This is a genomic window from Sphingobium anseongense (assembly GCF_037725245.1).
Taxonomy (GTDB): domain Bacteria; phylum Pseudomonadota; class Alphaproteobacteria; order Sphingomonadales; family Sphingomonadaceae; genus Sphingobium.
The window spans coordinates 26,409-52,879 of sequence record NZ_JBBJUL010000011.1 but is presented as its reverse complement, the minus strand read 5'-3'; the positions used below and the strand labels follow the sequence as shown (position 1 = coordinate 52,879).

30 protein-coding genes are annotated in these 26,471 nt (G+C 66.7%); 15 read left to right on the top strand and 15 right to left on the bottom strand.

Annotated features, from left to right (window positions below; all coding sequences use genetic code 11):
- Positions 1–36: 36 nt before the first annotated feature.
- The gene (gene lgt / locus WG908_RS14110) at positions 37–903 is read left to right on the top strand and encodes a prolipoprotein diacylglyceryl transferase (RefSeq protein WP_340187231.1); all 867 of its coding nucleotides are present in this window, start codon (positions 37–39) and stop codon (positions 901–903) included.
- Positions 893–1,963 (top strand): class I SAM-dependent methyltransferase, encoded by a 1,071-nt coding sequence (locus WG908_RS14105; RefSeq protein WP_340187230.1) that lies wholly within the window; start codon positions 893–895, stop codon positions 1,961–1,963. The genes lgt and WG908_RS14105 overlap by 11 nt, the downstream gene beginning before the upstream one ends.
- Here WG908_RS14105 and WG908_RS14100 read toward each other — a convergent pair.
- Both WG908_RS14100 and WG908_RS14095 read right to left on the bottom strand, forming a co-directional pair.
- Positions 1,960–2,844: an alpha/beta fold hydrolase gene (locus WG908_RS14100; RefSeq protein WP_340187229.1), complete on the bottom strand. Its 885-nt coding sequence runs from the start codon at positions 2,842–2,844 to the stop codon at positions 1,960–1,962. The two genes, WG908_RS14105 and WG908_RS14100, sit on opposite strands and share 4 nt — an antisense overlap.
- Positions 2,841–3,500, bottom strand: a complete 660-nt coding sequence (locus tag WG908_RS14095; RefSeq protein WP_340187228.1) for a TetR/AcrR family transcriptional regulator — start codon at positions 3,498–3,500, stop codon at positions 2,841–2,843. Before WG908_RS14095 ends, WG908_RS14100 begins: the two co-directional genes overlap by 4 nt.
- 88 nt (positions 3,501–3,588) lie before the next feature.
- Between WG908_RS14095 and WG908_RS14090 the strand changes: the two genes are divergently transcribed.
- From WG908_RS14090 to WG908_RS14075, 4 genes are all read left to right on the top strand, one after another.
- Complete coding sequence (locus tag WG908_RS14090; protein WP_340187227.1) at positions 3,589–5,052, top strand: efflux transporter outer membrane subunit; 1,464 nt, start codon at positions 3,589–3,591, stop codon at positions 5,050–5,052.
- Positions 5,045–6,217: an HlyD family secretion protein gene (locus tag WG908_RS14085; RefSeq protein WP_340187226.1), complete on the top strand. Its 1,173-nt coding sequence runs from the start codon at positions 5,045–5,047 to the stop codon at positions 6,215–6,217. Before WG908_RS14090 ends, WG908_RS14085 begins: the two co-directional genes overlap by 8 nt.
- A gap of 7 nt (positions 6,218–6,224) precedes the next feature.
- Positions 6,225–7,754, top strand: a complete 1,530-nt coding sequence (locus WG908_RS14080; RefSeq protein WP_340187225.1) for a DHA2 family efflux MFS transporter permease subunit — start codon at positions 6,225–6,227, stop codon at positions 7,752–7,754.
- A 66-nt stretch (positions 7,755–7,820) separates the two neighbouring features.
- Positions 7,821–9,842, top strand: coding sequence for a TonB-dependent receptor plug domain-containing protein (locus tag WG908_RS14075; protein WP_340187284.1), 2,022 nt, complete (start codon positions 7,821–7,823; stop codon positions 9,840–9,842).
- Between the two features lie 3 nt (positions 9,843–9,845).
- Here WG908_RS14075 and WG908_RS14070 read toward each other — a convergent pair whose 3' ends face one another.
- Genes WG908_RS14070 through hisB form a run of 5 tightly spaced genes read right to left on the bottom strand, consistent with a single transcriptional unit; the run spans position 9,846 to position 12,912 of the window.
- Positions 9,846–10,166, bottom strand: a complete 321-nt coding sequence (locus WG908_RS14070; protein WP_340187224.1) for a phosphoribosyl-ATP diphosphatase — start codon at positions 10,164–10,166, stop codon at positions 9,846–9,848.
- 37 nt (positions 10,167–10,203) lie between these two features.
- Complete coding sequence (gene hisF, locus WG908_RS14065) at positions 10,204–10,980, bottom strand: imidazole glycerol phosphate synthase subunit HisF (RefSeq protein ID WP_340187223.1); 777 nt, start codon at positions 10,978–10,980, stop codon at positions 10,204–10,206.
- On the bottom strand, positions 10,977–11,714 hold the full coding sequence (hisA, locus tag WG908_RS14060) for a 1-(5-phosphoribosyl)-5-[(5-phosphoribosylamino)methylideneamino]imidazole-4-carboxamide isomerase (RefSeq protein ID WP_340187222.1): 738 nt from the start codon (positions 11,712–11,714) through the stop codon (positions 10,977–10,979). The genes hisF and hisA overlap by 4 nt, the downstream gene beginning before the upstream one ends.
- Positions 11,711–12,328 (bottom strand): imidazole glycerol phosphate synthase subunit HisH, encoded by a 618-nt coding sequence (gene hisH / locus WG908_RS14055; protein WP_340187221.1) that lies wholly within the window; start codon positions 12,326–12,328, stop codon positions 11,711–11,713. Before hisH ends, hisA begins: the two co-directional genes overlap by 4 nt.
- Positions 12,325–12,912 carry an imidazoleglycerol-phosphate dehydratase HisB gene (gene hisB, locus WG908_RS14050; protein WP_340187220.1) on the bottom strand — a complete coding sequence of 196 codons (588 nt, stop codon included), beginning with the start codon at positions 12,910–12,912 and terminating at the stop codon, positions 12,325–12,327. The genes hisH and hisB overlap by 4 nt, the downstream gene beginning before the upstream one ends.
- Before the next feature lie 85 nt (positions 12,913–12,997).
- On the opposite strand from hisB, the gene WG908_RS14045 reads away from it, so the two are divergent.
- The 4 genes from WG908_RS14045 (at position 12,998) to WG908_RS14030 (ending at position 16,640) form a co-directional block, all read left to right on the top strand.
- Positions 12,998–13,480, top strand: coding sequence for an SspB family protein (locus tag WG908_RS14045; protein WP_340187219.1), 483 nt, complete (start codon positions 12,998–13,000; stop codon positions 13,478–13,480).
- Positions 13,481–13,741: 261 nt separating this feature from the next.
- The gene (locus WG908_RS14040) at positions 13,742–14,512 is read left to right on the top strand and encodes an SDR family NAD(P)-dependent oxidoreductase (protein WP_340187218.1); all 771 of its coding nucleotides are present in this window, start codon (positions 13,742–13,744) and stop codon (positions 14,510–14,512) included.
- 345 nt (positions 14,513–14,857) lie between these two features.
- Positions 14,858–16,243, top strand: coding sequence for a class II fumarate hydratase (gene fumC / locus WG908_RS14035; protein WP_340187217.1), 1,386 nt, complete (start codon positions 14,858–14,860; stop codon positions 16,241–16,243).
- 49 nt (positions 16,244–16,292) lie between these two features.
- The gene (locus WG908_RS14030; protein WP_340187216.1) at positions 16,293–16,640 is read left to right on the top strand and encodes a hypothetical protein; all 348 of its coding nucleotides are present in this window, start codon (positions 16,293–16,295) and stop codon (positions 16,638–16,640) included.
- Here WG908_RS14030 and WG908_RS14025 read toward each other — a convergent pair.
- Complete coding sequence (locus WG908_RS14025) at positions 16,637–17,200, bottom strand: DUF2585 domain-containing protein (protein ID WP_340187215.1); 564 nt, start codon at positions 17,198–17,200, stop codon at positions 16,637–16,639. The two genes, WG908_RS14030 and WG908_RS14025, sit on opposite strands and share 4 nt — an antisense overlap.
- 57 nt (positions 17,201–17,257) lie before the next feature.
- On the opposite strand from WG908_RS14025, the gene gmk reads away from it, so the two are divergent.
- Both gmk and WG908_RS14015 read left to right on the top strand, forming a co-directional pair.
- Complete coding sequence (gene gmk / locus WG908_RS14020) at positions 17,258–17,935, top strand: guanylate kinase (RefSeq protein WP_340187214.1); 678 nt, start codon at positions 17,258–17,260, stop codon at positions 17,933–17,935.
- 131 nt (positions 17,936–18,066) lie between these two features.
- Positions 18,067–18,642: a hypothetical protein gene (locus WG908_RS14015; protein ID WP_340187213.1), complete on the top strand. Its 576-nt coding sequence runs from the start codon at positions 18,067–18,069 to the stop codon at positions 18,640–18,642.
- Between the two features lie 4 nt (positions 18,643–18,646).
- On the opposite strand, the gene WG908_RS14010 is transcribed toward WG908_RS14015, so the two are convergent.
- Positions 18,647–19,543 (bottom strand): histone deacetylase family protein, encoded by an 897-nt coding sequence (locus WG908_RS14010; RefSeq protein ID WP_340187283.1) that lies wholly within the window; start codon positions 19,541–19,543, stop codon positions 18,647–18,649.
- 60 nt (positions 19,544–19,603) lie between these two features.
- On the opposite strand from WG908_RS14010, the gene WG908_RS14005 reads away from it, so the two are divergent.
- From WG908_RS14005 to WG908_RS13995, 3 genes are read left to right on the top strand one after another with little or no spacing between them, the layout of a single operon-like run.
- Positions 19,604–21,064 carry a L,D-transpeptidase family protein gene (locus WG908_RS14005; RefSeq protein WP_340187212.1) on the top strand — a complete coding sequence of 487 codons (1,461 nt, stop codon included), beginning with the start codon at positions 19,604–19,606 and terminating at the stop codon, positions 21,062–21,064.
- 4 nt (positions 21,065–21,068) lie between these two features.
- Entirely contained in the window at positions 21,069–21,377 is a 309-nt protein-coding gene (locus tag WG908_RS14000; RefSeq protein WP_340187211.1) for a hypothetical protein, read from the top strand.
- 44 nt (positions 21,378–21,421) lie between these two features.
- Entirely contained in the window at positions 21,422–22,063 is a 642-nt protein-coding gene (locus WG908_RS13995) for a murein L,D-transpeptidase catalytic domain family protein (RefSeq protein ID WP_340187210.1), read from the top strand.
- Between the two features lie 116 nt (positions 22,064–22,179).
- Here WG908_RS13995 and WG908_RS13990 read toward each other — a convergent pair whose 3' ends face one another.
- From WG908_RS13990 to crcB, 6 genes are all read right to left on the bottom strand, one after another.
- Complete coding sequence (locus WG908_RS13990) at positions 22,180–22,956, bottom strand: hypothetical protein (protein WP_340187209.1); 777 nt, start codon at positions 22,954–22,956, stop codon at positions 22,180–22,182.
- Between the two features lie 105 nt (positions 22,957–23,061).
- Positions 23,062–23,757 (bottom strand): ATP12 family chaperone protein, encoded by a 696-nt coding sequence (locus WG908_RS13985; RefSeq protein ID WP_340187208.1) that lies wholly within the window; start codon positions 23,755–23,757, stop codon positions 23,062–23,064.
- Positions 23,754–24,005 (bottom strand): hypothetical protein, encoded by a 252-nt coding sequence (locus tag WG908_RS13980; RefSeq protein ID WP_445326727.1) that lies wholly within the window; start codon positions 24,003–24,005, stop codon positions 23,754–23,756. The genes WG908_RS13985 and WG908_RS13980 overlap by 4 nt, the downstream gene beginning before the upstream one ends.
- Positions 24,002–24,661, bottom strand: a complete 660-nt coding sequence (locus WG908_RS13975) for an HAD-IA family hydrolase (protein ID WP_340187207.1) — start codon at positions 24,659–24,661, stop codon at positions 24,002–24,004. The genes WG908_RS13980 and WG908_RS13975 overlap by 4 nt, the downstream gene beginning before the upstream one ends.
- The gene (locus WG908_RS13970) at positions 24,658–25,914 is read right to left on the bottom strand and encodes an RluA family pseudouridine synthase (RefSeq protein WP_340187281.1); all 1,257 of its coding nucleotides are present in this window, start codon (positions 25,912–25,914) and stop codon (positions 24,658–24,660) included. The genes WG908_RS13975 and WG908_RS13970 overlap by 4 nt, the downstream gene beginning before the upstream one ends.
- A 155-nt stretch (positions 25,915–26,069) precedes the next feature.
- The gene (gene crcB / locus WG908_RS13965; RefSeq protein ID WP_340187206.1) at positions 26,070–26,444 is read right to left on the bottom strand and encodes a fluoride efflux transporter CrcB; all 375 of its coding nucleotides are present in this window, start codon (positions 26,442–26,444) and stop codon (positions 26,070–26,072) included.
- Positions 26,445–26,471 lie beyond the last annotated feature (27 nt).

Genomic DNA, 26,471 nt, shown 5'->3' with positions numbered 1-26,471 from the left:
CTTCTCTATGCAGGCGCAAATTTCGGGGAGCCTATCTTGATCCTGGACCTGGCCGCCGCCGCATCGGGCGCGATCCAATTCGAAAGCCTGGGCCTCAGCCCCGTCGCGCTCGACCTCGGTTTCTTCACGCTCAAATGGTACAGCCTGGCCTATCTGGCCGGCATCATGGTGGGCTACTGGTATCTGCTCAGGCTGATCCGCCAGCCCGGATCGCCGATGGCCCGCCGCCATGCCGACGACATGATCTTCTATGCGACGCTCGGTATCATCCTGGGCGGGCGGCTCGCCTATGTGCTCTTCTACCAGCCCGAAATCCTCAAAACGCCGCTCGATATCTTCAAATTGTGGAATGGCGGCATGTCCTTCCACGGCGGCGTGATCGGCGTATCGCTGGGCGTTCTCTACCTTGCGCGCAAGGATGGCCTGTCCTGGCTGCGCGTGCATGATTATGTCGCCTGCTGCGTGCCCTTCGGCCTGTTCTTCGGCCGGCTCGCCAATTTCGTGAACGGCGAATTGTGGGGCAAGGAAACCGACCTTCCCTGGGCCATCGTCTTCCCGACCGGCGGCCCGTTCGCCCGCCACCCCAGCCAGCTCTACGAAGCGGCGCTGGAAGGGATCGTCCTGTTCGCGATCCTGGCCTTCGCCTTCTGGAAGACCAGGGCCCGCTATCAGCCCGGCATGCTCGTCGGCCTGTTCCTGTTCTTCTACGGCAGCTTCCGCTTCGGCGTCGAATATGTCCGCGAAGCCGATGCCCAGCTGATGGAATTCGCCGCCCGTACCGGGCTGCACATGGGCCAGTGGCTGTGCGTGCCGATGATCCTGGCCGGCCTGTACCTGATCGCGACCGCAAAGGGGCGGCGCATGCGAGTCGAGCCGATCGCGGGCGGGGCCAGTGTCGGCTGACCACCTGCCCCTGGGCCGCCGCCTCGCGCGTCAGATCGACGCGGGCGGGCCCATCTCGGTCGCCCATTATATGGCGGAAGCCAACGTCCATTATTATGCCACCCGCGATCCGTTGGGCGTGGCGGGCGATTTCACCACCGCGCCGGAAATCAGCCAGATGTTCGGCGAACTGGTCGGCCTGTGCCTGGCGGACCTGTGGATGCGATCGGGCCGCCGTCCCGCGCCGCTCTATGTCGAACTGGGGCCGGGGCGCGGCACGCTGGCGGCCGACGCGCTGCGCGCGATGGAAGGTGCGGCGCTCGCCCCGCGCGTCCATTTCGTCGAAACCAGTCCGGCCCTGCGCGAACGCCAGCGCGCCCTTATCCCCCATGTCACGCATCATGGCGATCTCGACAGCCTGCCCGATGAAGGGCCGCTGCTGGTGGTCGCGAACGAATTTTTCGACGCGCTGCCGATCCGCCAGCTAGTCCGCACCGGCGATGAATGGCGCGAAAGAGTGGTCATCCGGCGCGAGAGCGACGACGGCCTCATCTTCCTTCCCATGCCCGGCTACCGCCAGATCAGCGAAGGCCTTCCGCCGCTTGCCGCCGATGCCCCCGCCGGCGCCATTCTGGAAAGCCCTCCGGCAGGCGCGACGATCGCGCTGACGCTCGCCAACCGCATCGCCCGGCAGGGCGGCGCGGCGATCATCATCGACTATGGCTATGAAGGCCCGGCGATCGGCGACACGCTACAGGCGGTGCGCCATCATCGCTTTACCGATCCGTTCCGCGACCCCGGAGAGTGCGATCTGACGGCCCATGTCGATTTTACCGTTATCGGCAACATGGCGCGGCAGGCGGGGCTCAAGTTGCTGGGTCCCGTCGGCCAGGGCGATTTCCTGCGTCGCCTGGGCCTCGATGTACGCGCGGCGCTGCTGGCGCAGGCCCGCCCCGATAGCGCGGCGGCGATCGAAGCCGCCCGCTCTCGCCTCGCCGACCCGGACCAGATGGGCACGCTGTTCAAGGCGATGGCCTTCGTCCACTCCGACTGGGCGGAACCCGCGGGCTTCGCGGATTAGGCCAGGAACGCGCGCAATTCGGCAACGAACGCATCCAGCCGGTCATGATGCACCCAATGGCCGGCCCGCTCGAAACTCGTGACATGCGCCTTGGCGAAGATGTCGGCGCGCCCGTCCTTGCCAGGATGCTTCGCCCAGCTGTCCGCGCCATGGACCAGCCATACCGGACAGTCGATCCGCCGCCACAGCGCCTTGCGCTCCTCATTGCTGATATCATCGGGATAGTCGGCGACGGAAAAGGGATCGAACTTCCAGCTGAACGTCCCGTCTGCGTTGCGGACGACCGCATGGGTGGTCAGATGGCGGGCCCGCGCATCGCTCAAATGGACATTGTTCGCCTTCATCCGCGCCACCGCCTCGTCCAGCGTCGCATAGCGGCGATGCGACCGCGCGCTCGATGCCGCCCTCTGCTTCACAAAGGTCCGCCAGCGTTCGACCGCCGGCTTGCGCGCGTCCTCGTCATTCAGTCCCACGCCCTCGATCGCGGCGATCCGCCGGACATGCTCGGGGAAGATGCCGGCGTAGCGCAGCGAAAGCGATCCGCCCAGCGAATGGGCGACGATCGACACCGGCGCCGGGCCGAACCTGTCGATCAGCTGCGCCAGGTCGGTGACCATGTAGGGCGCGGTATAGGCACCGTCGGGCGACCAGTCGCTGTCGCCATGGCCGCGCAGGTCGACCGCGACGACATGCCATTGGTCGCGCAGCCCGCGCGCGACGTCGTCCCAGCTGCGCGCATGGTCCCGACCGCCATGGATCAGCACCACCACCGGCGCGCCGTGATTGCCCCAGTCGACATAATGCAGCTTGAGCCGTTGCGAAACATAGGTGTGGGACGCGGGACCATCGCATGACCCGGCCTCCATATCCTCCGTCGTCACCGTCGATCCTCCCCTTGATCCAGGGCATAGGCGCGCAGGAACAGGACGACCGCGCGATCGATTTCCCGCTCGATCTGTTCGGGCGGCACCGCATCGACCCAGCCGGTCAGCACCTGTTGATAATAGCTCGCCATGCACAGCCCGATCAGCGCGCGCGCCGCCGCGCCCGCGTCATCGCGCCGAACCAGCCCGCGCGCCATCACCCCTTCCAGATAGCCGGTCAACATCGTCTGGGTGATGCGGGGGCCGCGCTCATAATAGATCCGCCCGATCTCGGGAAAGCGCCCGCTTTCGGCGACCACCAGCCGGTGCAGCGCGATGGTTTCGGGCGTCATCACTCGCTCCATCAAACTCGCGCAAAAGCGGGTCAGCGTCGCGCGAAGATCGCCGCACGGATCGAATATCTCCGACAGACGCCCGCGATAGGCGGCGGTCGCCCGCTCCAGAAACGCCGCGAACAGCGCCTCCTTGCAGGGGAAATAGCTCCACAACGTGCCCTTCGACCCGCCCAGCGTCGCCGCGATCGCCGACATCGTCGTGCCGGCATAGCCATTGGTCAGGAAGGATTGCGCCGCCACCGCCAGAATCGCGTCGCGACGGTCCTGCCGCCGTGCTTCGCGGCGGCTGCCGTTTCCGCGTTCGTCAATTTGCCCCATGCTTCATACCATATAGTACGGTATTTTTCTTGACAAGCGGCCGTCGGCGCGGGCAATTGCCGCATCATATCATCCGGTGCAGTCGTCCATGGTCGCCTTTCCTTTCCGCCAGATCCTATCCTGCATCGCGCCTGCGACCATGCTGCACCTGGCGGCATGCGCGTCGATCCCCGATGTCGGCCCGCGGCCCGGCCTGCGCGCCGCCGACACCGTCGCTGCCTCGCAAAGCCTGACGCCCGCATCCGCCCAATGGCCGCAGGACAGTTGGTGGATCGGCTATGGCGATGCGCAACTGTCGGACCTGATCGCCGAAGGGCTGCAAGGTTCGCCGGATCTCGCTGCCGCTGCCGCGCGCTTTCGCCAGGCAACCGCCTATGCGCAACAGGCCGGCGCGGCGCTGCTGCCCACGCTCGACGCGCAGGGCGACGTCAGCTTGGAAAAGCAAAGCTACAATAATGGCTTTCCTCGCAATTTCCTGCCGCAGGGCTGGCAGGATACCGGTCAGGCAGCGCTCCGTCTCGATTTCGATCTCGACCTGTGGGGCCGCAACCGCGCCGCGCTGGCGGCCGCGACATCGCAAGCGGTCGCGGCGCAGATCGACGCGCGTCAGGCGCGGTTGCTGCTGACCACCGGCATAGCTACCGCCTATGCCGATCTCGCGCAGCTCCATGCCGTGCGCGACATAGCGCAATCGGCGCTCATTATCCGCACGGCGACGCGCAAGCAGGTCGATGACCGCGTCAGCGCCGGGCTCGACACGCGCGGCGACCTGCGCCAGGCCGATTCAGGCGCGTCGGCCGCGCGCGCCGATCTGGCGGCCGCCGACGAAGCCATCGCCCTGCGCCGCAACCAGATCGCCGCGCTGATCGGGGCCGGGCCCGACCGGGGGCTGGCCATCACCCGCCCCACCCTTGCCGCGCTGGCCCCGCGCGGCCTGCCGGCCGGCGTCACCACCGATCTGGTCGGCCGCCGGCCCGACATCGCCGCCGCCCGCGCCCGCGCACAGGCGGCCGCCAGCCGGATCAGGGTCGCGCGCGCGGATTTCTTCCCGGCGATCAACCTGAGCGCGCTGGTCGGCATGCAGAGCCTGGGCCTCGACAATCTGGTCAAATCCGGCTCCACCTTCGGCAGCGTCGGCCCCGCCGTCAGCTTGCCGATCTTTCGCGGCGGCGCGCTGGCCGGCCAGTATCGGGGTGCGCGCGCGGACTATGACGAAGCGGTCGCCGATTATGACCGCGCCGTGGTGGAAGCCTATCGCGATGTCGCCGATGTCCTGACCAGCCAGCAGATGCTGGGCCGGCGGCTCGCCGAATCCCGCGCGGCGCTGGCCGCAGCCGAAGACGCCTACGCCATTGCGCGCAAACGCTATGAAGGCGGCCTTTCAACCTATATCGCCGTGCTCACGATCGAGGAAAAGCTGCTCCAGGCGCGACAGGCGGTCGCGACGCTGGACAGCCGCGCTTTCGCGCTCGACGTTGCGCTGGTCCGGGCGCTTGGCGGGGGCTTTGCGGTCGGCGATCTCTCTACCCTCAAGGATGACCCCAATGGCTGACGCCGCATCACCGATCGAGCGAGCCGATGAAGCGGCGCCGGACCAGGACCTTGCCGCCGCGGCCAAGGCCGAACGCCTGGCAAAGCGCCGCCTGTGGCTGACCCGGCTTGGGGTCGCCGTCCTCGTGGGCGCCCTGCTGTGGACGGCCTGGTATCTGCTCGTCGGCCGCGACCATGTCAGCACCGACAATGCCTATGTGAACGCCGAAGTGGCGCTGGTGACGCCGCTCCTGTCGGCGCAGGTGATCGCGGTTGAAGTCAGCGATACCCAGCAGGTGAAGCGCGGCCAGGTCCTGGCCCGGCTCGACGACACCAATGCCCGCATCGCCGTCGCGCAGGCACAGGCCGACCTCGCCGAAGCGCGCCGCCGCTTTCGCCAGACCACGGCGAGCAGTTCCGCGCTGTCCGCCCAGGTCGATGCGCGCGCCGCCGACATCGCCCAGTCGCAGGCCAGGCTGGTCAGCGCCCAGGCCGATTTCGACAAGGCGCGGATCGACCTGCAGCGTCGCGAAAAGCTGGCGCCCGACGGCGCCGTTTCGGGCGACGAACTGACCAGCGCGCGCAAATCCTACGCCGCTGCCCGCGCCGCGCTCGATCTGGCTGCCGCGGGGATAAAGCAGGCGCAGGCGACGCGCAGCGTCGCGACGGGCGAACTGGCCGCCAACGACGCGCTGGTCAGCGGATCGACCATCGAAACCGACCCTGCGGTGCTCGGAGCCAAGGCGCGGCTCGAATCCGCCCAGCTCGATCTTGCCAGGGCCGTCATCCGGGCGCCGATCGACGGCATCGTCGCGCGCCGCCAGGTTCAGGTCGGCCAGCGCGTGACCCAGGGCGCGCCTATCATGACCATCGTTCCGGTAGGCCGCGTCTATGTCGACGCCAATTTCAAGGAACGGCAGCTGCGCCGCGTTCGTCCCGGCATGCCCGCCAGGGTGACGGCGGACATTTATGGCGGCGACGTTGTCTATCATGGCCGCGTGGCCGGCCTTGCCGGCGGCACGGGCGCGGCGTTCGCGCTCATCCCCGCCCAGAATGCGACCGGCAACTGGATCAAGGTCGTCCAGCGCCTGCCCGTGCGCATCGCGCTCGACCCCAAGGAACTGGCGCGACACCCCTTGAGGGTCGGCCTGTCCGCCGAGGTCGACATCGACCTGTCGGACGACTAGCTCACCCATGTCCGGCCAGCAGGCCGATAGTCCGGTGATCGCCCCTTCCCACCGGATGCTCGCCGCGGTGGTCCTGGCGCTCGCCAATTTCATGGTCATCCTCGACCTGACGATCGCCAATGTATCGGTGCCGCATATTGCCGGCGACATGGGCATCACGCTCGAACAGGGCACCTGGATCATCACCGGCTATGCCGTCGCCGAAGCGATGAGCGTGCCGCTGACCGGCTGGCTGGCGCAACGGTTCGGCACGGTGCGGATGTTCGCCGCCGGCATGATCGGCTTTGGCGCCTTTTCCCTCCTGTGCGGTTTGTCGACCACCCTTACCATGCTGGTCGTCTGCCGGATCGGTCAGGGGCTGTGCGGTGGCCCCATCATGCCGCTGTCGCAAACCCTGTTGTACAGGATATTTCCGCCCGAACAGCGCGCCGGCGTGATGGGCCTGTGGATGACGACCACGATGCTTGGCCCGGCGCTCGGTCCCATCATCGGCGGCGGCATCAGCGACGGTTGGAGCTGGCACTGGATTTTCTTCATCAACCTTCCGGTCGCCATCGCCTGCATCTTCGCCGCCCTCACGCTGTTGCGCCGTGCCGAAACGCCGACCGTGCGCCTGCCAATCGACCGTGTCGGCCTTGTGCTGCTCGTCTTCTGGATCGGCTCGCTCCAGATCATGCTGGATACCGGGCGCGACCATGACTGGTTCGCCGACCCGAAAATCGTTCTGCTCGCGATCTGCGCGGGCGTCGGTTTCATCGCCTTCATCATCTGGGAACTGACCGAAGACCATCCGATCGTGGATATCAGGGTGTTTCGCCACTGGGCCTTGAGTTCGGGCATGCTGATTTTCACCCTTGCCTTCGGCGCCTTCTTCGCAACCGTCGTCATCGTCCCCCAATGGCTCCAGTCGTCGCTCGGCTATACCGCGACCCAGGCCGGCATCGTCACCGCCAGTTCCTCGATCGGATCGGTTGCCACGGCGATGATCGTGCTGCGGCTGATGAAGCATTTCGACGAACGCATCCTTATTTTCTGCGGCATCCTGTGGCTGGGCGTGACCGCGCTTGTCCGGGCCCGCTGGGTCACGGGCGGCGACTTCTGGACCTTCGTTCTGCCCCAGCTGGCGCAGGGCTTTTCAGTCCCCTTCTTCATGATCCCGCTCACCACCCTGATGCTCGGTTCGGTTCCCGCATCGGAAACCGCCTCGGTCGCCGGGCTTCAGAATTTTCTGCGCACCGTTGCGCTGGCGGTCGCGACGTCGGTGGTCCTGACGCTGTGGGGCAATGCGCAGCGCGTGGCGCAGACGGAGATCGCTGACCGGCTGGCGCCGCAGGAGGTTCAGCGGCAGCTTGCCGATGCCGGGTTCGGACCCGAACAGTCCCGTCAGATGATTGCCGGCATCGCCAATCAGGAAGCGGTGACGATGGCGCTCAACCATGTCTTCCTGCTGATCGCCTTCGTCGTGGCCCTGGCCGCGATAGTCGTGTGGTTCATTCCCAGGACCAGGGCGCCCGTCGACATGTCTGCCGTCCATTGACCGGGGACATGGCGTTCGGCGGCGATTTTGCCTTCCGCTGTACCGTTCGAACGCTATAACGCGCCGATGGGGCGCACGGTAACGGGGGCATTTTTCGGCGGAATCGCGCTTGTCTGCGCGGCGCCCGCGATCGCACAGGCCCCGGCGGCCGGCGATGCGGCCCAGATCATCGTCACCGGCGAAGCCTTGCCCCAGCCCTTGGGCGCCCGTGCGTATGGCACGGTCCTGATTGATCGCGGGCGGTTGACAAACAGCGCATCGGGCCGGATCGAAACCGTGCTTGCCGACGTAGCGGGCTTTCAGCAGTTCCGCCGGTCGGACAGCCGATCCGCCAACCCTTCCGCGCAGGGCGCGACCTTGCGCGCGCTGGGCGGCAATGCGTCCAGCCGCACGCTGGTCCTGCTCGACGGCATCCCCATGGCCGATCCGTTTTTCGGCTATATCCCCTTCAGCGCGCTGGTGCCCGAACGGCTGTCGTCGATCCGCGTGACCCGCGGTGGCGGGGGCGGCGCGTTCGGCGCGGGCGCGGTTGCCGGTACGATCGAACTGGCGAGCGCCACCCGCGATGCGCTGCCCCTGTTCGATGCATCGGCCTTTGTCGGCAGCCGCAACGCCGGCGAATTGTCGGCCAGCGTGTCGCCCGATATCGGCGGCGGCCATGTCTCGCTGTCTGGCCGCTGGGACCGGGGCGAGGGATTCCACACCACGCCCCGCGACCAGCGCGTCGCGGCGACCGTGCCTGCCGCCTATGATGGCTGGTCGGTCGCCCTGCGCGGCGTCGCGCCGATGGGCGCGCAGACCGAGCTGCAATTTCGCGGCCTCGTCTTCCGCGACTATCGCACCCTGCGCTTTGCCGGCGCGGACAGCGCCAGCCAGGGACAGGATGTCAGCATCCGCCTCATTTCGCGCGGCGCGTGGCAGGTGGACGCGCTCGCCTATCTCCAGGCGCGCAATTTCTCCAACATCGTCATCTCATCCTCCACCTTCCGCAAGTCTCTGGACCAGCGCAACACGCCCTCGACCGGCATCGGCGGCAAATTTGAACTGCGTCCGCCGGTCGGGGGCCGCCATCTGCTGCGTCTCGGCGCGGACCTGCGCCTGGCCAGCGGCGACATGTATGAGGACGCCTATAATGCGGGCGATCCGGCTAATCCGCGCACCAGCCTGCGCCATGCCGGCGGCGACCAGGCGACGATCGGCCTGTTCGCAGAGGATGACTGGACGCTGGGGCCGCTCGTGCTGACGGGTGGCCTGCGCGCCGACCGCTGGACCATCGCCAACGGCTTTTACCGCGCGGTCAGCGCCGCGACCGGCGCCATAACGGAAGATTCGCGCTTCGCCGACCGGTCGGACTGGGAATTGTCCGGCCGCGCCGGGGCGCTGCTCCGCCTGACCGATGCCATCGCCCTGCGCGCCGCTGGCTATACCGGCTTCCGCCTGCCCACGCTCAACGAACTCTATCGCCCGTTCGTGGTCTTTCCGATCACGACCCGCGCCAATGCCATGCTGTCGCCTGAAAAGCTCAAGGGGATAGAAGCCGGGTTCGACCTGACCACAGATGGCCTGGCGTTCGGGGCGACCGCCTTCTACAACCGGCTGGACGACGCCGTCGCCAACGTCACCCTGTCGCCGACCATCCGCGAGCGTCGCAATGTGCGGGCGGTCGTCGCCCAAGGCATCGAGCTCACCGCCAGCGCGCGGATCGCCGCACTCACCCTGTCGGCCTCCTATGCCTATAGCGACAGCAAGGTTCGCGCGCCCGGCGAGCCTTTCGACGGCCTCGCCCCGTCGCAAAGCCCGCGCCACGCCGCCAGCGGTACGCTCGGCTGGGAAGGGCCAAGCGGCGCGGGGCTGTCGGCGACGCTGCGCTATGTGTCGAAACAATATGAGGACGACCTCCAAAGCGACGTCCTGCCCGACGCGCTGACGGTCGATGCCGTCGCGCGCCTGCCGCTCGGCCATGGCCTGACGCTGGTGGCGCGGGGCGAGAACCTGTCCGATGCGCGCGTCGTCACCCGTAACGCCGGCGGATCGCTGGACCTCGGCACGCCGCGCACGCTCTGGCTGGGCATCAAATTGGCGCGATAGTCGTCAGCCTTTGGGCCGCGCCGCCTTTTCGGCCAGGCCCGACACGCCTTCGCGCCGCTCCAGCTCGTCGAACACCGCGTCCACCGACACGCCGACATCGGCCAGCAGCGCGACCAGGTGGAACAGCAGGTCGGCCGCTTCCCCGGTGACGTCCTTCGCATCGCCCGACAGCGCGGCGATCACCGTTTCGACCGCTTCCTCACCCAGCTTCTGCGCCATCTTGCCGCGCCCCTTGGCGGCCAGCGCCGCGACATAGGAACTGGCGGGATCGGCGGTCCGGCGGGACAGGATCGTTTGTTCGAGCTGATGGAGGGTTGCGCGCATGACCGCCATCAAGCGGCTGGCGCGCCGTCCGTCAACTTTAAAAGCGCCCGAGCGGCGCGCGCACCGCAACCCCGGCGCGCGCCAGCGCCTCATGCGCCTGCGCGATCGTGTGCTGGCCGAAATGGAATATCGACGCGGCCAGCACCGCGCTGGCGTGCCCCAGCGTCACGCCCTCGACCAGATGGTCGAGCGTGCCGACCCCGCCGCTCGCGATCACCGGCACCGACACGGCGTCGGCGATGGCGCGGGTCAGCGCCAGGTCATAGCCCTGCTTCGTGCCGTCGCCGTCCATCGACGTGACCAGCAACTCGCCCGCCCCCAGCTCCGCCAGCCGTACCGCGTGCGCCAGCGCATCGATTCCGGTCGGCTTCCGGCCGCCATGGGTGAAGATTTCCCACCGTCCTTCGCCAACCCGCCGCGCATCGACCGATCCGACGATGCACTGGCTGCCGAACCGATCGGCGATGTCGGCGACCAGTTCGGGCCGCATCACCGCCGCGCTGTTGACCGCCACCTTGTCGGCGCCCGCCAGCAACAGCGCTCGCGCATCCTCGGGGCTGCGCACGCCGCCACCGACGGTCACCGGCATGAAGCACACTTCGGCGGTGCGGCGCACCACGTCCAAAATCGTGCCCCGCGCCTCGTGCGTCGCCGTGATGTCGAGGAAGCACAGCTCGTCCGCGCCCGCCGCGTCGTACAGCCTGGCCTGCTCGACCGGATCGCCCGCATCCTTCAGGTCGACGAAATTCACGCCCTTCACCACGCGCCCATTGGCGACGTCCAGGCACGGAATGACGCGGGTGCGGACGGTCACACCGCCGCCTGCGCCACCGCCAGCGCGGTCTTGAGGTCCAGGCGGCCGTCATACAGCGCCCGTCCGGTGATCACGCCTTCGATCCCGTCCTCGGTATGCAGGCTCAAAATACGAATATCGGCGATCCCCGCCACGCCACCGCTCGCGATCACGGGGATGGCGGTGGCGCGGGCAAGATCGACCGTGGCATCCACATTGCACCCCTTGAGCAATCCGTCACGGCCCACATCGGTAAACAGCAGCGCGGCGACGCCGGCATCCTCGAACCGGCGGGCGAGGTCGATCACGGCCATGTCCGACGTTTCCGCCCAGCCGTCGGTCGCGACGAAGCCGTCGCGCGCATCGACCGCGACCACGATACCGCCGGGAAAATCGCGCGCCGCCGCCTTGACGAAGGCCGGGTCTTTCAGCGCCGCCGTGCCGATGACGATGCGCGACACGCCCAGGTCGAACCAGCGTTCGACGGCTTCGCGATTGCGGATGCCTCCCCCAAGCTGGACATGACCGGGAAAGGCCGCGACGATCTTCTCCACCGCCTGCGCATTCACCGCGCGTCCGGCAAAGCTGCCGTCCAGGTCCACCACATGCAGATGCTGCGCGCCCGCCTGCGCGAACAGCATCGCCTGCGCGGCGGGATCGTCGCCATAGACGGTGGCGCGGTCCATATCGCCCTCGGCCAGGCGAACCACCTGCCCGCCCTTAAGGTCGATGGCGGGAAAAACGATGAGGCTCATGGCCGCCACTCCAGAAAACGCGACAGGAAGGAAAGGCCGTAACGCTGGCTCTTTTCAGGATGAAACTGACAACCGATGATCGTATCGCGCGCCACCGCCGCGACCAGCGGCCCGCCATGATCGGTGACGGCGGCCACATGGGCCGGGTCGGCGACGTCGAAATGATAGCTGTGCAGGAAATAGGCCTCGCCCGCTTCCAGCAAGGGCGGCGCGCCATTAAGTCGCACGTCGTTCCAGCCCATGTGCGGCACTTTGACAGCAGCGTCGGCCGGTTCGATCAGGCGCACGGTGCCGCCGATCCAGCCCAGCCCCTCATGCCGGCCGAATTCCTCACCCGCATCGGCCAGCAACTGCATGCCCACGCACACGCCCAGGAACGGCACGCCCCGCCTGGCCACTGCTTCGCCCATCGCCTCGACCATGCCGGGGATCGCCACCAGCGCGTCGCGGCACGCCCGGAATGCCCCCACGCCCGGCAGGACGATCCGATCGGCCCGCGCCACCACTTGCGGATCGGCGGTGATGGTTACGTCGCCCGCACCTGCCTTGCGCAGGGCATTATGCACCGAATGGAGATTGCCCGCGCCATAGTCGATGAGCGCGACAGCCGTCACAATATCCCCTTGGTCGAAGGAATCGCGTCCGCCTTGCGCGGATCGATCTCGACCGCCTGCCGCAGCGCGCGGGCCAGCCCCTTGAAGCAGCTTTCGACCACATGATGATTGTTGCTGCCATAGAGATTTTCGACATGCAGCGTGATGCCGGCGCTCTGGGCGAAGCTGTGGAACCAATGCTCGATCAGTTCGGTATCCCATTCGCCCAGCCGCGGCACGGTGAATGGCGCCTTGAACACCAGCCAGGGCCGCCCGGAAATGTCGAGCGACACGCGCGTCAGCGTCTCGTCCATCGGCGCATAGGCGGTGCCGTAGCGCGTGATGCCGCGCTTGTCGCCCAGCGCCTTGGCCACCGCCTCGCCGATCGCGATCGCGGTATCCTCGGTGGTGTGGTGCTGGTCGACATGCAGGTCGCCCACCGTCTTTACCGTCATGTCGACCAGCGAATGCCGCGACAATTGCTCGATCATATGGTCGAGAAAGCCGATCCCGGTGGACACGGCATAGGTGCCGGTTCCGTCCAGGTTGACGGTGACGTCGATGGCGGTTTCCGCCGTGCTGCGGTGAATCTCGGCCTTGCGCATGGCCGCCCTATAGCGCTTCGCGCGCGCCATGCAATCTGTGCAGCCGCACTTGACCGGGCGTTTCGCGTCGTTAGGACATTGCCCCATGAGCGATGACCTGCCCGACAGCCTGATTCCCTATGACGAAATCGTGCAGGAAGCGCTGCGCGCCGTCGTCGGCCGCGTGCTTGGTGAAGTCGAGGCGACTGGCGGCCTGCCCGGCAGCCATCATTTCTACATCACCTTCAAGACCCAGGCGCCCGGCGTCGACATTCCCAAGCGTCTGATCGAGCGCTTCCCCGACGAAATGACCATCGTCCTCCAGAATAAATATTGGGATTTGAAGGTCCGCCCCGACGCTTTCGAGGTCAGCCTGACCTTCAACCAGGTCGCCGCCCATCTCAACATCCCCTTCGCCGCGATCACCGCGTTCGTCGACCCCGCCGTCAACTTCGCGCTGCAATTCCAGGTCCAGGGCGACGAAGCAGTGGCGCTCGAACCGCACGATGAAGCCGAAAACGACGCGCCGTCAGCGAAGGCCGACGATGGCTCCAACGTGGTGACGGTGGACTTCGGCAAGAAGAAGTAGGCGCCTGCGGCAGACAAGCCGCATCTGCGCGATCCTGTCTCAAATATCCTCCGACACTAACACGTCGCCGGTTCGTCATTGGCGCCGAGCGACTTGCATAAGGCCGCACAAATCCTGATCGGTGCCGCTACCCCATAGCATGTGAAGAATTCATGATTAATACCTTCCCGACAAATTCTGTGGCATGAAAGATATTGCCTTGCGGAAATTCGCGCCTCGTCCATAAAATCTTCAAAAATTACAGTTTCTTTGGAGAGGATCATGGAAAATATGCACGGCCGGTCGATTTTGGTGACCGGCGCGGCCAGCGGCATAGGCCAGGCGACTGCCGAACTGCTCGCGGCCTCCGGGGTTGCCGTCACGGTTGCCGATCGCAGTGCTGAGGCCGGCGAGACGGTCGTGGAGGGCATTCGATCAGCCGGGGGGAAGGCAACTTTTGTCCGGGTGGACGTCACCGACCCGCGCGAAGTCGACAATATGGTCGCTCACGCCCAGCAGAGCTTTGGCCGGCTGCATGGCGCGGTCAATGCGGCGGGATTTGGCGCGTCCGGAAAGCCGTTTCTAGATCTGACCCTCGACGATATCGACCGGTCGCTCGCCGTAAATTATCGCGGCGTATTCCTGTGTATGAAAAGCCAGATCGCGGCCATGCTACCCCACGGTGGCGGATCGATCGTCGTCATCGCTTCGACCGCCGCGACGCATGGCTTCCAGTTGGCAGCCGAATATTGCGGCAGCAAAGCCGGCGTCATGGGATTGGTGCGCGGTGCGGCCGCCGACTATGCCACTTCGGGCCTGCGGGTGAACGGCGTACTGCCCGGCCCCACCATGACGCCGATGCTCCAGGCGGTTATGGAGGCCAACGAGGAGTCTCGCGCAATTTGCGAAGGTGGTCAGGCGATGCGGCGTATCGCTGAGCCGGTTGAAATCGCTGGCGCGGTCCGCTGGCTGTTGTCGGATGATTCATCCTACACGACGGGGTTCGCTCTGGCGGTCGATGGTGGAGGGAGCTATCTCCGCACGGCCATCTGACATGCTTGGCCGTTCCATCGCCTGGGGTTTGCTCACAATGTTCCGTGCCGTTTCGTCGAGATGAAGGGGAATAGCCACTGAGCGGATGCCTTTGCCCAGCATGTCGTCGGTCGCTCGCGCCGGCTGACAATGGCGTACTCCAGCCATACCAAATCCCCTGTCCTACATTGTCCCCCGTCGCTACTTCTCCTTAGGCGAAAAGGCGTATTCGTGAGGGGCCGCGCTGCATCCCCCCGGTCCGCACCTGCCGACGTCCTCCATTCAAGGCCCTTGGATTGCCGCGTCTCCGCCCCACATTCATCATCAGACATTGCGACCCACTTTTCACCCCCGGAGCGCCCTCAAATGCCCGCAACCCGCACCGAAACCGACAGTATCGGCGCCATAGAAGTGCCAGTAGACGCCTATTGGGGGGCGCAGACGCAGCGGAGCATCGAGAACTTCCCTTTCGGCGACACGGAACGCATGCCGATCGGCATCGTCCATGCGCTCGCCATCGTGAAGCAGGCGGCCGCGCGGGTGAACCGGCATCACGGTCTGGACGCAGCCCAAGCCGACGCGATCGAAGCCGCCGCCGTCGCCGTGGCAGCGGGCCGCCATGACGACCAGTTCCCGCTCGTCATCTGGCAGACGGGCAGCGGCACCCAGACCAATATGAACGTCAATGAAGTGATCGCCGGCATCGCCAATGAAGCGCTCACCGGCACCCGCGGCGGCAAGCATCCGGTGCATCCCAATGACGGTGTGAACTTCGGCCAATCGTCCAACGACAGCTTCCCCACCGCGCTCCATATCGCGGCGGCTCTGGCGGTTACCAACGCGCTGTTTCCCGCGCTCGACCGGCTCCATGCGGCGCTCGATGCCAAGGCGAAGGCGTGGGACGATATCGTCAAGATCGGCCGCACCCATTTGCAGGACGCGACCCCGCTGACGCTGGGTCAGGAATTTTCCGGCTACGCGCACCAGATCTACCGCGCGAAAAAGCGAATCGAACCTGCGGTGATGCACGGCACGATGGCGCTGGCGCAGGGGGGCACGGCGGTCGGCACGGGCCTCAACACGCCGCCCGGCTTCGACGTCGCGGTCGCGGCGGAGATCGCCGCGATCACCGGCCTGCCGTTCCGCACCGCCGACAACAAGTTCGAGGCGCTGGCCTCAAACGATCCGCTGGTCCACCTCTCCTCGACGCTCGCGACGCTCGCCGTCGCGCTCACCAAGATCGCCAACGACATCCGCCTGCTTGGCTCCGGCCCGCGCTCGGGCCTTGGCGAACTCGACCTGCCCGCCAATGAACCGGGCAGTTCGATCATGCCGGGCAAGGTCAACCCGACCCAGTGCGAAATGCTGACCATGGTCGCGGCCCAGGTCATCGGCAATCATCAGGCGGTGACCGTCGGGGGCATGCAGGGCCATCTGGAACTCAATGTCTTCAAGCCGATGATCGGCGCGGCGGTACTGCGCTCGATCCATCTGCTGGCCGTGGGGATGGACAGTTTCGCGGAACGCTGTGTCGAGGGGCTGGAGGCGAACGAGCCGCGCATTGCCGAACTGGTCGATCGTTCGCTGATGCTGGTCACCGCGCTCGCGCCCGAAATCGGTTATGACAATGCGGCAAAGATCGCCAAACATGCCCATGGCGCGGGGCTGACGCTGCGCCAGGCGGGGCTGGAGCTTGGTCTTGTCGACGATGCGACCTTCGACCGGCTGGTCCGCCCTGAAAATATGGTCTGATCGACATCGCCATGGCGGAACCCGCACGGCCACGATACATTGTCCAGTCATGAGCAAGAAAACCCCTCCCGCCCCGCTCGTGACCGTCAGGTCGCCGCGTAAGCCCAGCCCCCTGCGCAAGGTCGCACGCCTCGGCGCCACCATCGTCGCCGCGCGCGTCGCGGCGGACACAGGAAAGAAAGGCGTGCTGGGCATCGTTGCCGGCATCGGCGCAAAGCGGCTGATCATGCGTCATCCGGTTGGCGCCCTGCTCGTCACCGGGGCCTATATGGCGGGCAAATTCTACGAAGCGAAGCGCGAGATCGACCGCAAGCGCAACCAGAAACTGCTGACCGACCGCAGCGACGAGCCGGTGCCGATCGAAAGCGCGCGCAAAAAATCGGCAACCGACGGCTAAAGCCCGCTTTGCCAGGTCTTCACCGCCTCGATTGGAAAGGTCAGCATCAGCACATTGAGCGTCAGATTGTCGCGGATCACCCACAGGGTCAGCATTTCAAAGCCCAGCCCGATCGCGAGCGTCACCCGCCAGGACGCCCGCCCTGCGAACAGGAAACCCAGCGCCATCATGCCGATGTCGCTCATCGAATTGAGGATCGAATCGCCGCTATAGCCAAGCGCGATCGTCGCGGTGCGGTAGCGGTCGATGATGACAGGCGAATTTTCCAGCAGCTCCCAAGCCGCCTCGACCGCAACGGCCACCGCCAGCCGCACGCCCATCGGCCGCTCCCGCAATAGCAGCCAGGCTGCGCCGTAGAACAAAAAGCCGTGGATGACATGGCTTGGGCTATACCAGTCGGCGACATGCTGGCTGTTGCCGCTGTCGATCGCGCCGTGCCAAAACTCCACCGTGCCGCATGTGCAGATCGGCGGCCGTCCCATCGCCAACAGCGCCAGGCATGCGCCCAGCGCGATCAGCCCGGCCGCGACCCATCCCCATCGGTTCTCGCGCTCGTCCATCGCCATCACCCCCGCACGGCCTCTTGCAAAACGCCGCTCCAAACGCCACTAGCAGCCATGGCCGCGAGCATCCAGACCGACACCCACGCCGATCCCCATGGTTTCAAGCGCCGGGGATTGCTCTTCGTGCTGTCTTCGCCATCAGGCGCGGGGAAGTCCACCATCGCGCGCAAGCTGCTCGCGTCCGAGGCCGACCTCGCCATGTCCGTTTCGGCGACGACACGGCCGATGCGGCCCGGCGAAGTCGATGGCAAGGACTATCATTTCGTCGATCTCGAAGGTTTTCGCCGGATGGTCGCCGACCAGGAATTTCTGGAATGGGCGCATGTCTTCGGCCAGCGCTACGGCACGCCGCGCGCGCCGGTCGAAGCTATTCTCAAATCCGGCCGCGACGTGCTGTTCGATATTGATTGGCAGGGCGCGCAACAGCTTCACCAGATCGCCGGCGGCGATGTCGTGCGCGTCTTCATCCTGCCCCCTTCGATGGAAGAACTGGAGCGCCGGCTGCGCGGCCGGGCGACCGACAGCGAAGAGATCATCACCGGCCGAATGGCGCGCGCGGCGGGAGAAATCGCGCACTGGGACGGCTATGACTATGTGCTGTGCAACGACGATGCCGACGCCTGCTATGCCAAGGTGCGGACAATCCTGCACGCCGAACGGATGAAGCGCAGCCGCCAGACCGGCCTCATCGGCTTCATCCGCAAGCTCAACCGTCACCACCCGGACGATTGATCCGCCACGACGGATAGAGTTTGACCATCGCGCGTTCCGGGTTCAGCCTCAAACGCGCTGCCAAAGCAGCAGATCGTCTGCTGAATTGGAACGTGCGCAAATCGCGAGCGGTCGAACAGGGAGACTGGAACATGGTGCGCACGATCGTTGGAGGCCTGCTGGGCGGTTTCGCCCTGTATGTCGTCGGCTTCATCTTCTGGGGCACGCCGCTCAGCGCGCTTGCGCTCAGCCGGGTCGATGGACAGGCCAGCGCCAATCTTCAGGCGGCAATGGCGCAGGCGCTCAATGCCACCGGCACCGGCGTCTATGTGGTACCCGATCCGGCCACTGCCGAAGGCACCATCCTCTACGGTCGCGGCCCGGTCGCGCAGATTTTCTACAACAGCAACGGCTTTCCGGTGATGGATAGCAGCGCGCTGATCGGCGGACTGATCCTCGCGCTCGTGGTCGGCATGGTGATCGCGTTCGCGCTGCGCGCCGTCGCCGCCGATTTCGCCGGCCGCGCCCGGCTGACGCTGCTGATGTCGCTTGCCGCCGTCCTGTGGCTGCACATCGGCCAGGCGGTCTTCAATCACGCGCCCTGGGGCTATATCCTCTATTTGAGCGTCAGCGATTTCCTGGGGCTTGCCGCTGCCGGACTCGTCGCTGCCAAGCTGTTGGCGCACGAGGCGCCCGCGGCCGCCCCCGCCGCCGACACGCTGCACTGAAGGTTCACCCCGCCGCGCCCGCCAGCGCGATCATCGACGCGACATGCCGCCGCGCTATGGCCATGCGATCTTCGCCATAGCCCCCGCCCAGCGTGCTGGCGAGCGGGATGCCCCGCCTTGCCGCCGCGCGCATCACGAAGCGGTCGCGCGCGACGAGCCCGTCGTCGCTCAGCGCCAGGCGCCCCAGCCGGTCGTCCCGATGCGGATCGACCCCGGCCTGATAGAGTATGAGATCGGGCGCAAACCCGTCGATAGCGCCCGGCACCACCGCGTCCAGCAGCGCCAGATAGGCCGCATCGCCGATCCCGTCCGCCAGTGGAACGTCGAGCGACGACATCGCCTTGCGGGCGGGAAAATTCCTCTCGGCATGAACCGACAGCGTGAACACATCCTCCCGCCCCGCCATCAGCAACGCCGTGCCGTCCCCCTGATGCACATCCAGGTCCAGGATCATGATCCGCCGCACATCCCCTTGCGCGATCAGCCGATGCGCGGCGACGGCCAGGTCGTTGAACACGCAATAGCCCGCCCCCGTCTCCGCCCTTGCATGATGGCTGCCGCCCGCGCTGTTGGCGGCATAGCCATGCGCGAGCGCCAGCTTCGCCGCCAGCCATGTGCCGCCGGGCGACAATAGCGACCGGCGCATCACCCGGTCGGTGACGGGAAAGCCGATTCGCCGTTCCTTCTCGCGCGGCACGTTCAGCGTCATCACTTCCTCGACATAGGCGCGATCATGCACCGCCTCGATCCACAGGCGCGGCATCGGCTCTGGTTCATGCTGGGTGAAGGTGACGCCGCTATCGTGCAGCGCCGTCATCACCAGCCCATATTTGTCGAAGGTGAAGCGGCTGCCCGCTGCGGCAGGCGAGACGTAGCCCGGATGATGAACGACATGAAGCATCGACACGTGCAGCACTATCCCGATTTGAACCGGCGCGACTTTGCGCTATCTGCTCCAACCATGTCCTATAATACAATGATCCGTCGTTCCGCCTTGCTGCTCATGACCGGGCTGTTGCCCGCCACCGCGCTTGCCCAGACGCCACCGCCGCCGGTCGCGCCGACTCTGCCCTATGGCCTGGCGGAACCGGCCCCGCCGCTCGCCCCGCCCGCCATCGTCACGCCGCCACCGGTGCCGATCCCGCCACTGTCCCCGGCACAGGCGGCGTTTTTGAGCGACTGGCTCAAACAGGGTGCCGAGCAGGGTCTGGTGTCGCGCAACCGTTCCGGCCGGACGCTGTCGGGCGACGCGCTGGTCGGCGCGGTACTCGATCGCGCCCGCGCCCTGTCGCGCGGCCGGGTCGATACCGCGGATTTCCTCACCGTCTGGGCGCTCCGCCCCGCCCCCTTCGATCCGCGTCCGGGCCTTGCCGCCGCGATCAGCGCCGACCGCCTGCCCCAGTGGATCGCCTCGCTGACCCCGCCCTATGCGGGCTATGAGGGGCTGCGCAGGGGCCTTGCCACCTATGAACAGATTCGCGATGCAGGCGGCTGGAGCCAACTCGCGCCCAAGGCCGACGCCGCCACGGTCCGCAAGCGCCTTGCCATCGAGGACAGGAGCGTCACCGCCGGCGAGCCGCTCACCGCCGCGCTTCAACGCGCCCAGCGGCGCTATGGCCTCAACCCCACCGGGATGGCCGACGCGCGCACGCTCGCCGCGCTGAACGTGCCGGTCGAAGACCGGATCGCCGCGATCATGGCCAATATGGAACGCTGGCGCTGGCTGCCGCGCGAGTTGCCGGTCAACCGGGTGCAGGTCAACATCGCCGCCGCCGTGCTCACCATCTTCGAAGGCGACCAGCCGATCAGTTCGATGCGCGCCGTCACCGGCAGCCCCGACAATGCGACGCCGATGCTGGTGTCGAGCATCCATTCGATCGTCGTCAATCCGCCCTGGAACGTGCCCACGTCGATCGCCAAGCGCGAATTATGGCCCAAGGGCCGCGCCGCGCTCGCGCGTCAGGGCTACAAGATCGTCAAGACACCGGAGGGCGGCGAGCGCATCGTCCAGCCCGCCGGTCCCAACAGCGCGCTCGGCCGGCTCAAGTTCGACTTCGCCAATCCCTTTGCGGTCTATCTCCACGACACGCCCTCGCGCGGCAAATTTTCAAGCTATGACCGACTTGCCAGCCATGGCTGCGTCCGCCTTGAAAAGCCGGTGCCGCTCGCCGAACTGATGGTGCGCGGCGACGCGAAGCTCGAAGGCCAGATCCAGGCGCTGATCGACCAGGGCAAGACCCAGCGCGTGTCGCTGCCCAAGGAAGTCGCGGTCTATCTGCTGTACTGGACCGCCTTTGCCAGCAGCAACGGCGCCATGAACTTCCGCGCCGATCCCTATGGCTGGGACCGGTTGCTGGCCGACAAGATCGAAGCGTCGAGCCAGCGCGCCGCCGCTGTCACCACCATAGCCTCCAAGGATTGATCCCATGCGCCACATCGCCCTGTTCGCCCTCGCCGGTGCGCTCGCTCTTTCTGCCTGCGGCAAGAAGGAGGAGGAAGAAGCGCCCATGACCAACAATCTGGTCGAACCGCCCGCCGACCTGGAACCGATCAATGAGGCAACCCCGCCGCCACCGCCGGCTGAAAATGTCGCCATTCCAGCGCCGCCACCGCAAGTCAGCGAAGATCAGCAGACGATCGACGACGCAGACGCCACTGGCCTCACCGCCCGCCTTCCCTCCGCCGACGAAGTGCCGACCGATGAGCCGAGCGGCCAGGTCGGATCGGGCGAATAGCGGCGGGCTTGGAGAGGGGCGCCCGAATCGCTATATTGGGGCTTATGGATCGCAGACATTTTACCAGGCTCGCCCTCACCGGGCTCGGCATGGCGTGCTTCCCCACCAGCCTTGGCCGCGCCGCCACGCCGTTCCTTCCCGCCGCGCCCGGCCCGGCCGCGCTGGCGGCCAAGCCCTATATCGCCCTGCTCGACCGCGCCCGCGCCGCGCTCGACCAGCATCAGAATAATTTCCAGCTGCGCGATCGTGTCGCGCTCGCAGACTTCAGCATCGCGTCCAGGGATCTGCGCTTTCATATCGTCGATCTGATCGGCGGCCAGACCAGTTCCTACCTCGTCGCACATGGCCGGGGGTCGGACCCCGACCATTCGGGGTGGCTCCAGCGCTTTTCGAACGAACCCAATTCGCTGGCCAGTTCCGCGGGCGCGTATAAGACTGGGGAAATCTACGACGGCCAGCATGGGGCCGCGATGCGCCTCCTTGGCCTCGATCCGCTGAACAACAATGCCGAAAGCCGCGCCATCGTCATCCATGGCGCGGACTATGTCAGCGAAAACCATATCGCCACATGGGGAAAGGTCGGACGCTCGGAAGGCTGTTTTGCCGTGGCCCGCCACATGCTGCCCCAACTGCTCGGCCTGCTTGGCCCCGGTCGCCTGCTCTACGCGGACAAGGTTTCGGCCTGAACTGATCCAGGCCGATCGCCTTCCATGAAGGGAAGCGACGACGAAGCGCTGGAGCGCCGCCATGCCATCAGTGGCACGGCGTCTCTCCGTCGCACATCGTCAAATGCGGTCCGCGCCTACCCCGCTGCCTTGGCCCCGGTCATGATCTCGATCGACGGCTTGTTGATCGCGTCAATCGTGCCATTGGCCAGCATCGCCTTGCCTATGCTCAGCGCTTCGTCACGCAGCTTCGTGTCGGCGCTGGTCTGGCTCTGCCCGATCAGCGCGGACAGGAGCAGGTTCTTCGCCGCTGCATCACCGGGCTTTTCGGCCACCGACTTGCGCGCCAGCATCACCGCCTCGGCATAAAGCGGGTCCGCACCCGCCTTGTCCTTCATGCTCAGCTTGCTGTTGCCCAACTGGGTCAGCACGCCAACGAAAATGTTCCGGCTCACCACGTCGGTGGGCTTTGCGGCAACGACCTTGCGGAAATGCGGCGCGGCTTCGGCGAACATCGCGATCACCTGATCCATCTTGCCCAGCGCGCCCTGCGCGGCGGCATTGGCGTAGAGCGCGTTGGCGAGGAAGGTCACATTGTCGATATTGTCGGGCTGCGCTTCAACGGCCTTGCGGATGGCGGGAAGCGCGGCGGCATATTTGGCCGACGCCGTCGCGTTGTCGCCCCCCTGCTGCGCGGTCTGGCCGGCGGTGAAATCGGTGACCGCCTGATTGAAAGCCATGATCTGTTCGGGGGTCATGGCGGTCGCGGCGGATGCGGCTGGCTGCGCGGCCTCCGCAGGGGCCGATGCGGCGGCATCGGTGGCGCCCTGCGCCGGGGTGGCGGCGGGCTGCGCGAACGCGGGTGAAGCAATCAGCAACGGCAGGGCGAAAGCGGCATAAGCGGCTTTGGGCAACGTCAGGGTCTCCTTGCAGCATTCTCTATTATGGGCGAAGCGAACGGACGCGACGCCCGTCTGCCGATTAAATACTACCCAACCGTGCCGGAAGTTCCCGCCCCTTCATTCTCGCGCCATCGCGCAAAAGGCCCAGCTCATGGCGAATTCCTGATGCCGCCGCGCCCGCCGCGCCGCCGCCTCGGCATCCTCGCCCCACCGTTCGACCTGCCACATTTCGTCCAGTTCGGACGCCGCCCATATGATGTCAGGGTCCTGCGCGCCTTCGACCAGCGCCAGGCCGCAGACCAGCGATCCGGTGAGCGACACCAGCGTCGACAGCCCCGCCAGCGTGAAGGGGTCGAGCGCCGCCACCGCCGCGCCCAGCCGCACCAGCGTTTCGGGTGGCTGTGCGACATGGATGATGCCCTGGGTTACGCGCAGCGTCACATCATAACGACCCCGCGCCCAATCGAGCAGCGGGTCCCACGCCGCCGCCTGCCGATCGACCAGCGTTTGCGGCGCATCGGCGCGATAGCAGAGCAGGTCGCTTTCGCCATAGGCGGCGACGCCTTGCGCAAAGCTCGCCCGGCGCGGCGCGATCTGGTCGATCGCCGCGTTCGAAAGGCCGGTCATGGGCATCGATTCAAGCAATATCTCGTCACCCTGCGCGCGCCATTCATCCGCCACCGCTTGTCCCAGCGCTTCATTGGGCAGCGCCAGCAACGCACGCGCGGGCGTCCGCACCGGACGCCCGTCCAGCGCGACGCTCCACCCGTCTGCGCCCTGCGTCACCGAAACGTCGGTGTAGAAACGCTTCACGGCCTTGACCCCCGGAACATTCGCAGCAGCATGCGGGGCACGACGACGAACTGGACCAGGCCGACCACCACCATGATCGCGCCGAACGCCTTGGCCTTGTCGCATTGCACCCACGACAATCGCTGCATCAGGGCCAGAAAGCCGAACATCACGACAAAAGCGCCCGACAATCGCAGCACGCCGATAGCGAAAAACCGCTGGCGCGCGACCTTGTCCGGGTCGGGAACATGCGGATCGGGCCGGATCATGGCGCGCCGATAAGCCGGTGCAATTCGGCGCTGTCGGTCGCGATCGCGTGCGCGCCGGCCTCACGCAATTCTTCCGGGCTGTGATAGCCCCAGGTGACACCGATGGTGCGGACGCCGGCCGCGATACCCATGTCGATATCGAAATGGGTATCGCCGATCATCACCGTCGTCGTCGGTGTCGCGCCCGCGTCCGCCATCGCCTGCATCAGCATTGCGGGATGCGGCTTGGACGGGTGGCGATCGGCGGTCTGGAGCGTCACGAAATGCCGGTCGATACCATGCGCGGCCAGGCACAGCGCCAGGCCCCGGTCGGACTTGCCCGTCGCCACGCCCAGCAGCCAGCCGGCCTCGTCCAGCGCCACGACGAGGTCCGCCATGCCCGGGTAGAGCGGCTCGGACACCGAATTTTCGCGGCGCAGCGCCTGAAAGGCGCGCTTGTAGCTTTCGCTCAGATGGAGATGGAAATCGGGTTCAGCCTCGGGCAGCAGCCGGGCAACGGCATAGGGCAAGGACAGGCCGACCACCGCCAGGATCGCCGAACGCTCCGGCGCGACCAGATTTTCGCCCTCGAAAGCGCGGACCATCGCGGCGCAGATGCTGTGCTGGCTGTCGACCAGCGTCCCATCGCAATCGAACACCACCAGCGGCTTGCTCATGCCTCGCGCGCGCCCCGTCCTCGCCGCTCGCCGCGCCGCTCCTTGCGGACCTGCTTGGCATGTTGCTTGGCGAACTTCTTCTCGTCCTCGCGCGTTGGCGTCCGGTCGATCTCATCGTCCAGCAACATGTCGCCCAGCGCCATGTCGAATCCCAGATCCGACAGGCTCGCCGCGAAATGCGATGGCAGTTCCGCCATCACGTCGACCCGTCCGCCATCGGGATGATCGACCCGGATGCGCCGCGCGTGCAGGTGCATCTTGCGGCTGATCGTGCCCGACAGAAAGGATTCCTTGCCGCCATATTTGCCGTCCCCCACGATCGGATGGCCGATCGCCGCCAGATGCACGCGCAACTGATGGGTGCGGCCGGTATAAGGCTGCAACTCGACCCATGCGGCGCGATTGCCCGCGCGCTCGATCACGCGATAGCGGGTACGCGCGGGCAGCCCGTCCTTCTCGTCGACATGCATCTTTTCGCCGCCCGTGCCCGGCTGCTTGGCCAGCGGCAGCTCGATCATACCGTCGCTGATGCTCGGCACGCCCATCACCAGCGCCCAATAGACCTTGCGCGCGGTCCGGCTGGAAAAGGCCTTGGCAAAGAATCCGGCCGATCGCGCGGTCCGGCCCAACAGCAGCGCGCCCGACGTGTCCTTGTCCAGCCGATGCACCAGCTTGGGCCGCTGGTCGGATTCGAACAGCAATCCGTCTAGCAGCCGGTCGACATGCTCGTCGGTCTTGGTGCCCCCCTGCGTCGCAAGGCCCGGCGGCTTGTTGATGACGATCGCCTGCGCGTCACGATGGATCACCATCGCCTGGACATAGGCGATCTCGTCCGGCGTCAGGTCGATGACGCGGGCGCGCTTCACACGCTCGGGCCGCTCCGCCTTCGCTTCGGCGGGGGGCACGCGGATCGTCTGGCCCTCGGTCACGCGATCCCCCGGTGCCGCGCGTGCGCCATCGACGCGCAGCTGCCCGGTGCGCGACCAGCGCGACACGATGTTGAAACCGACATCGGGCAGGTGCCGCTGGAACCAGCGATCGAGCCGGATGCCGTCATCGTCGGCCTTCACCCGATATTGCCGGACGTCGAGCGTCACGCCCTGTTCGGCCTTGGACGCCGCCGCCGGCTTGGGCGCGACCGCGGCAGCCTTGGCCGCGACCGGTCTGGCCGCCGACTGGCGCGCCTGCGCCGCCTTCACCGCGCCCCGCACCCGACCCGGCGCGGCGGTGCGCTTGTCCGACCGTCCCCCAATCCTGCCATCGGGCGCAGCCTTGCGCGGAGACTTGCCATCGGGCGCGCGCGGGCCGCTGCCTCGGCTTCCTCCAATCTTGCTTCCCCCACTCTTGCCTCCCGCAGCCTTGCCGCCCGGCGCTTTCCCCCTGGGTGGCCCGCCCGGCCCACGCGGCTTCACGCGACGCTCCGCAGGATCGACAGGCCGACGAACAGCGCGGCGACCGACCCTATCACCGACGCGAGCACATAGATGAACGCAAGGCCCATCTGCCCGCGTTGCAGCATCAGCATCGTCTCCAGGCTGAACGCCGAGAAGGTGGTGAACCCGCCCAGCACGCCCACACCCAGCAGCAACCGCCATGGTTCGCCCATGCTCATTCGTGCCAGCCCGCCCGCCAGCAGCCCCATGGCAAAGCCGCCGATCACATTGACCGCAAGCGTCGCCCATGGAAATCCGGGGGCCAGCAGCGCGCTGCCGAGCCGCCCGACCTGATAGCGCAGCGCAGCGCCCACCGCGCCGCCCACCATGACTAATACTGTATGGATCATGCCGCCCCCTACCGGGAATCGCGGCCA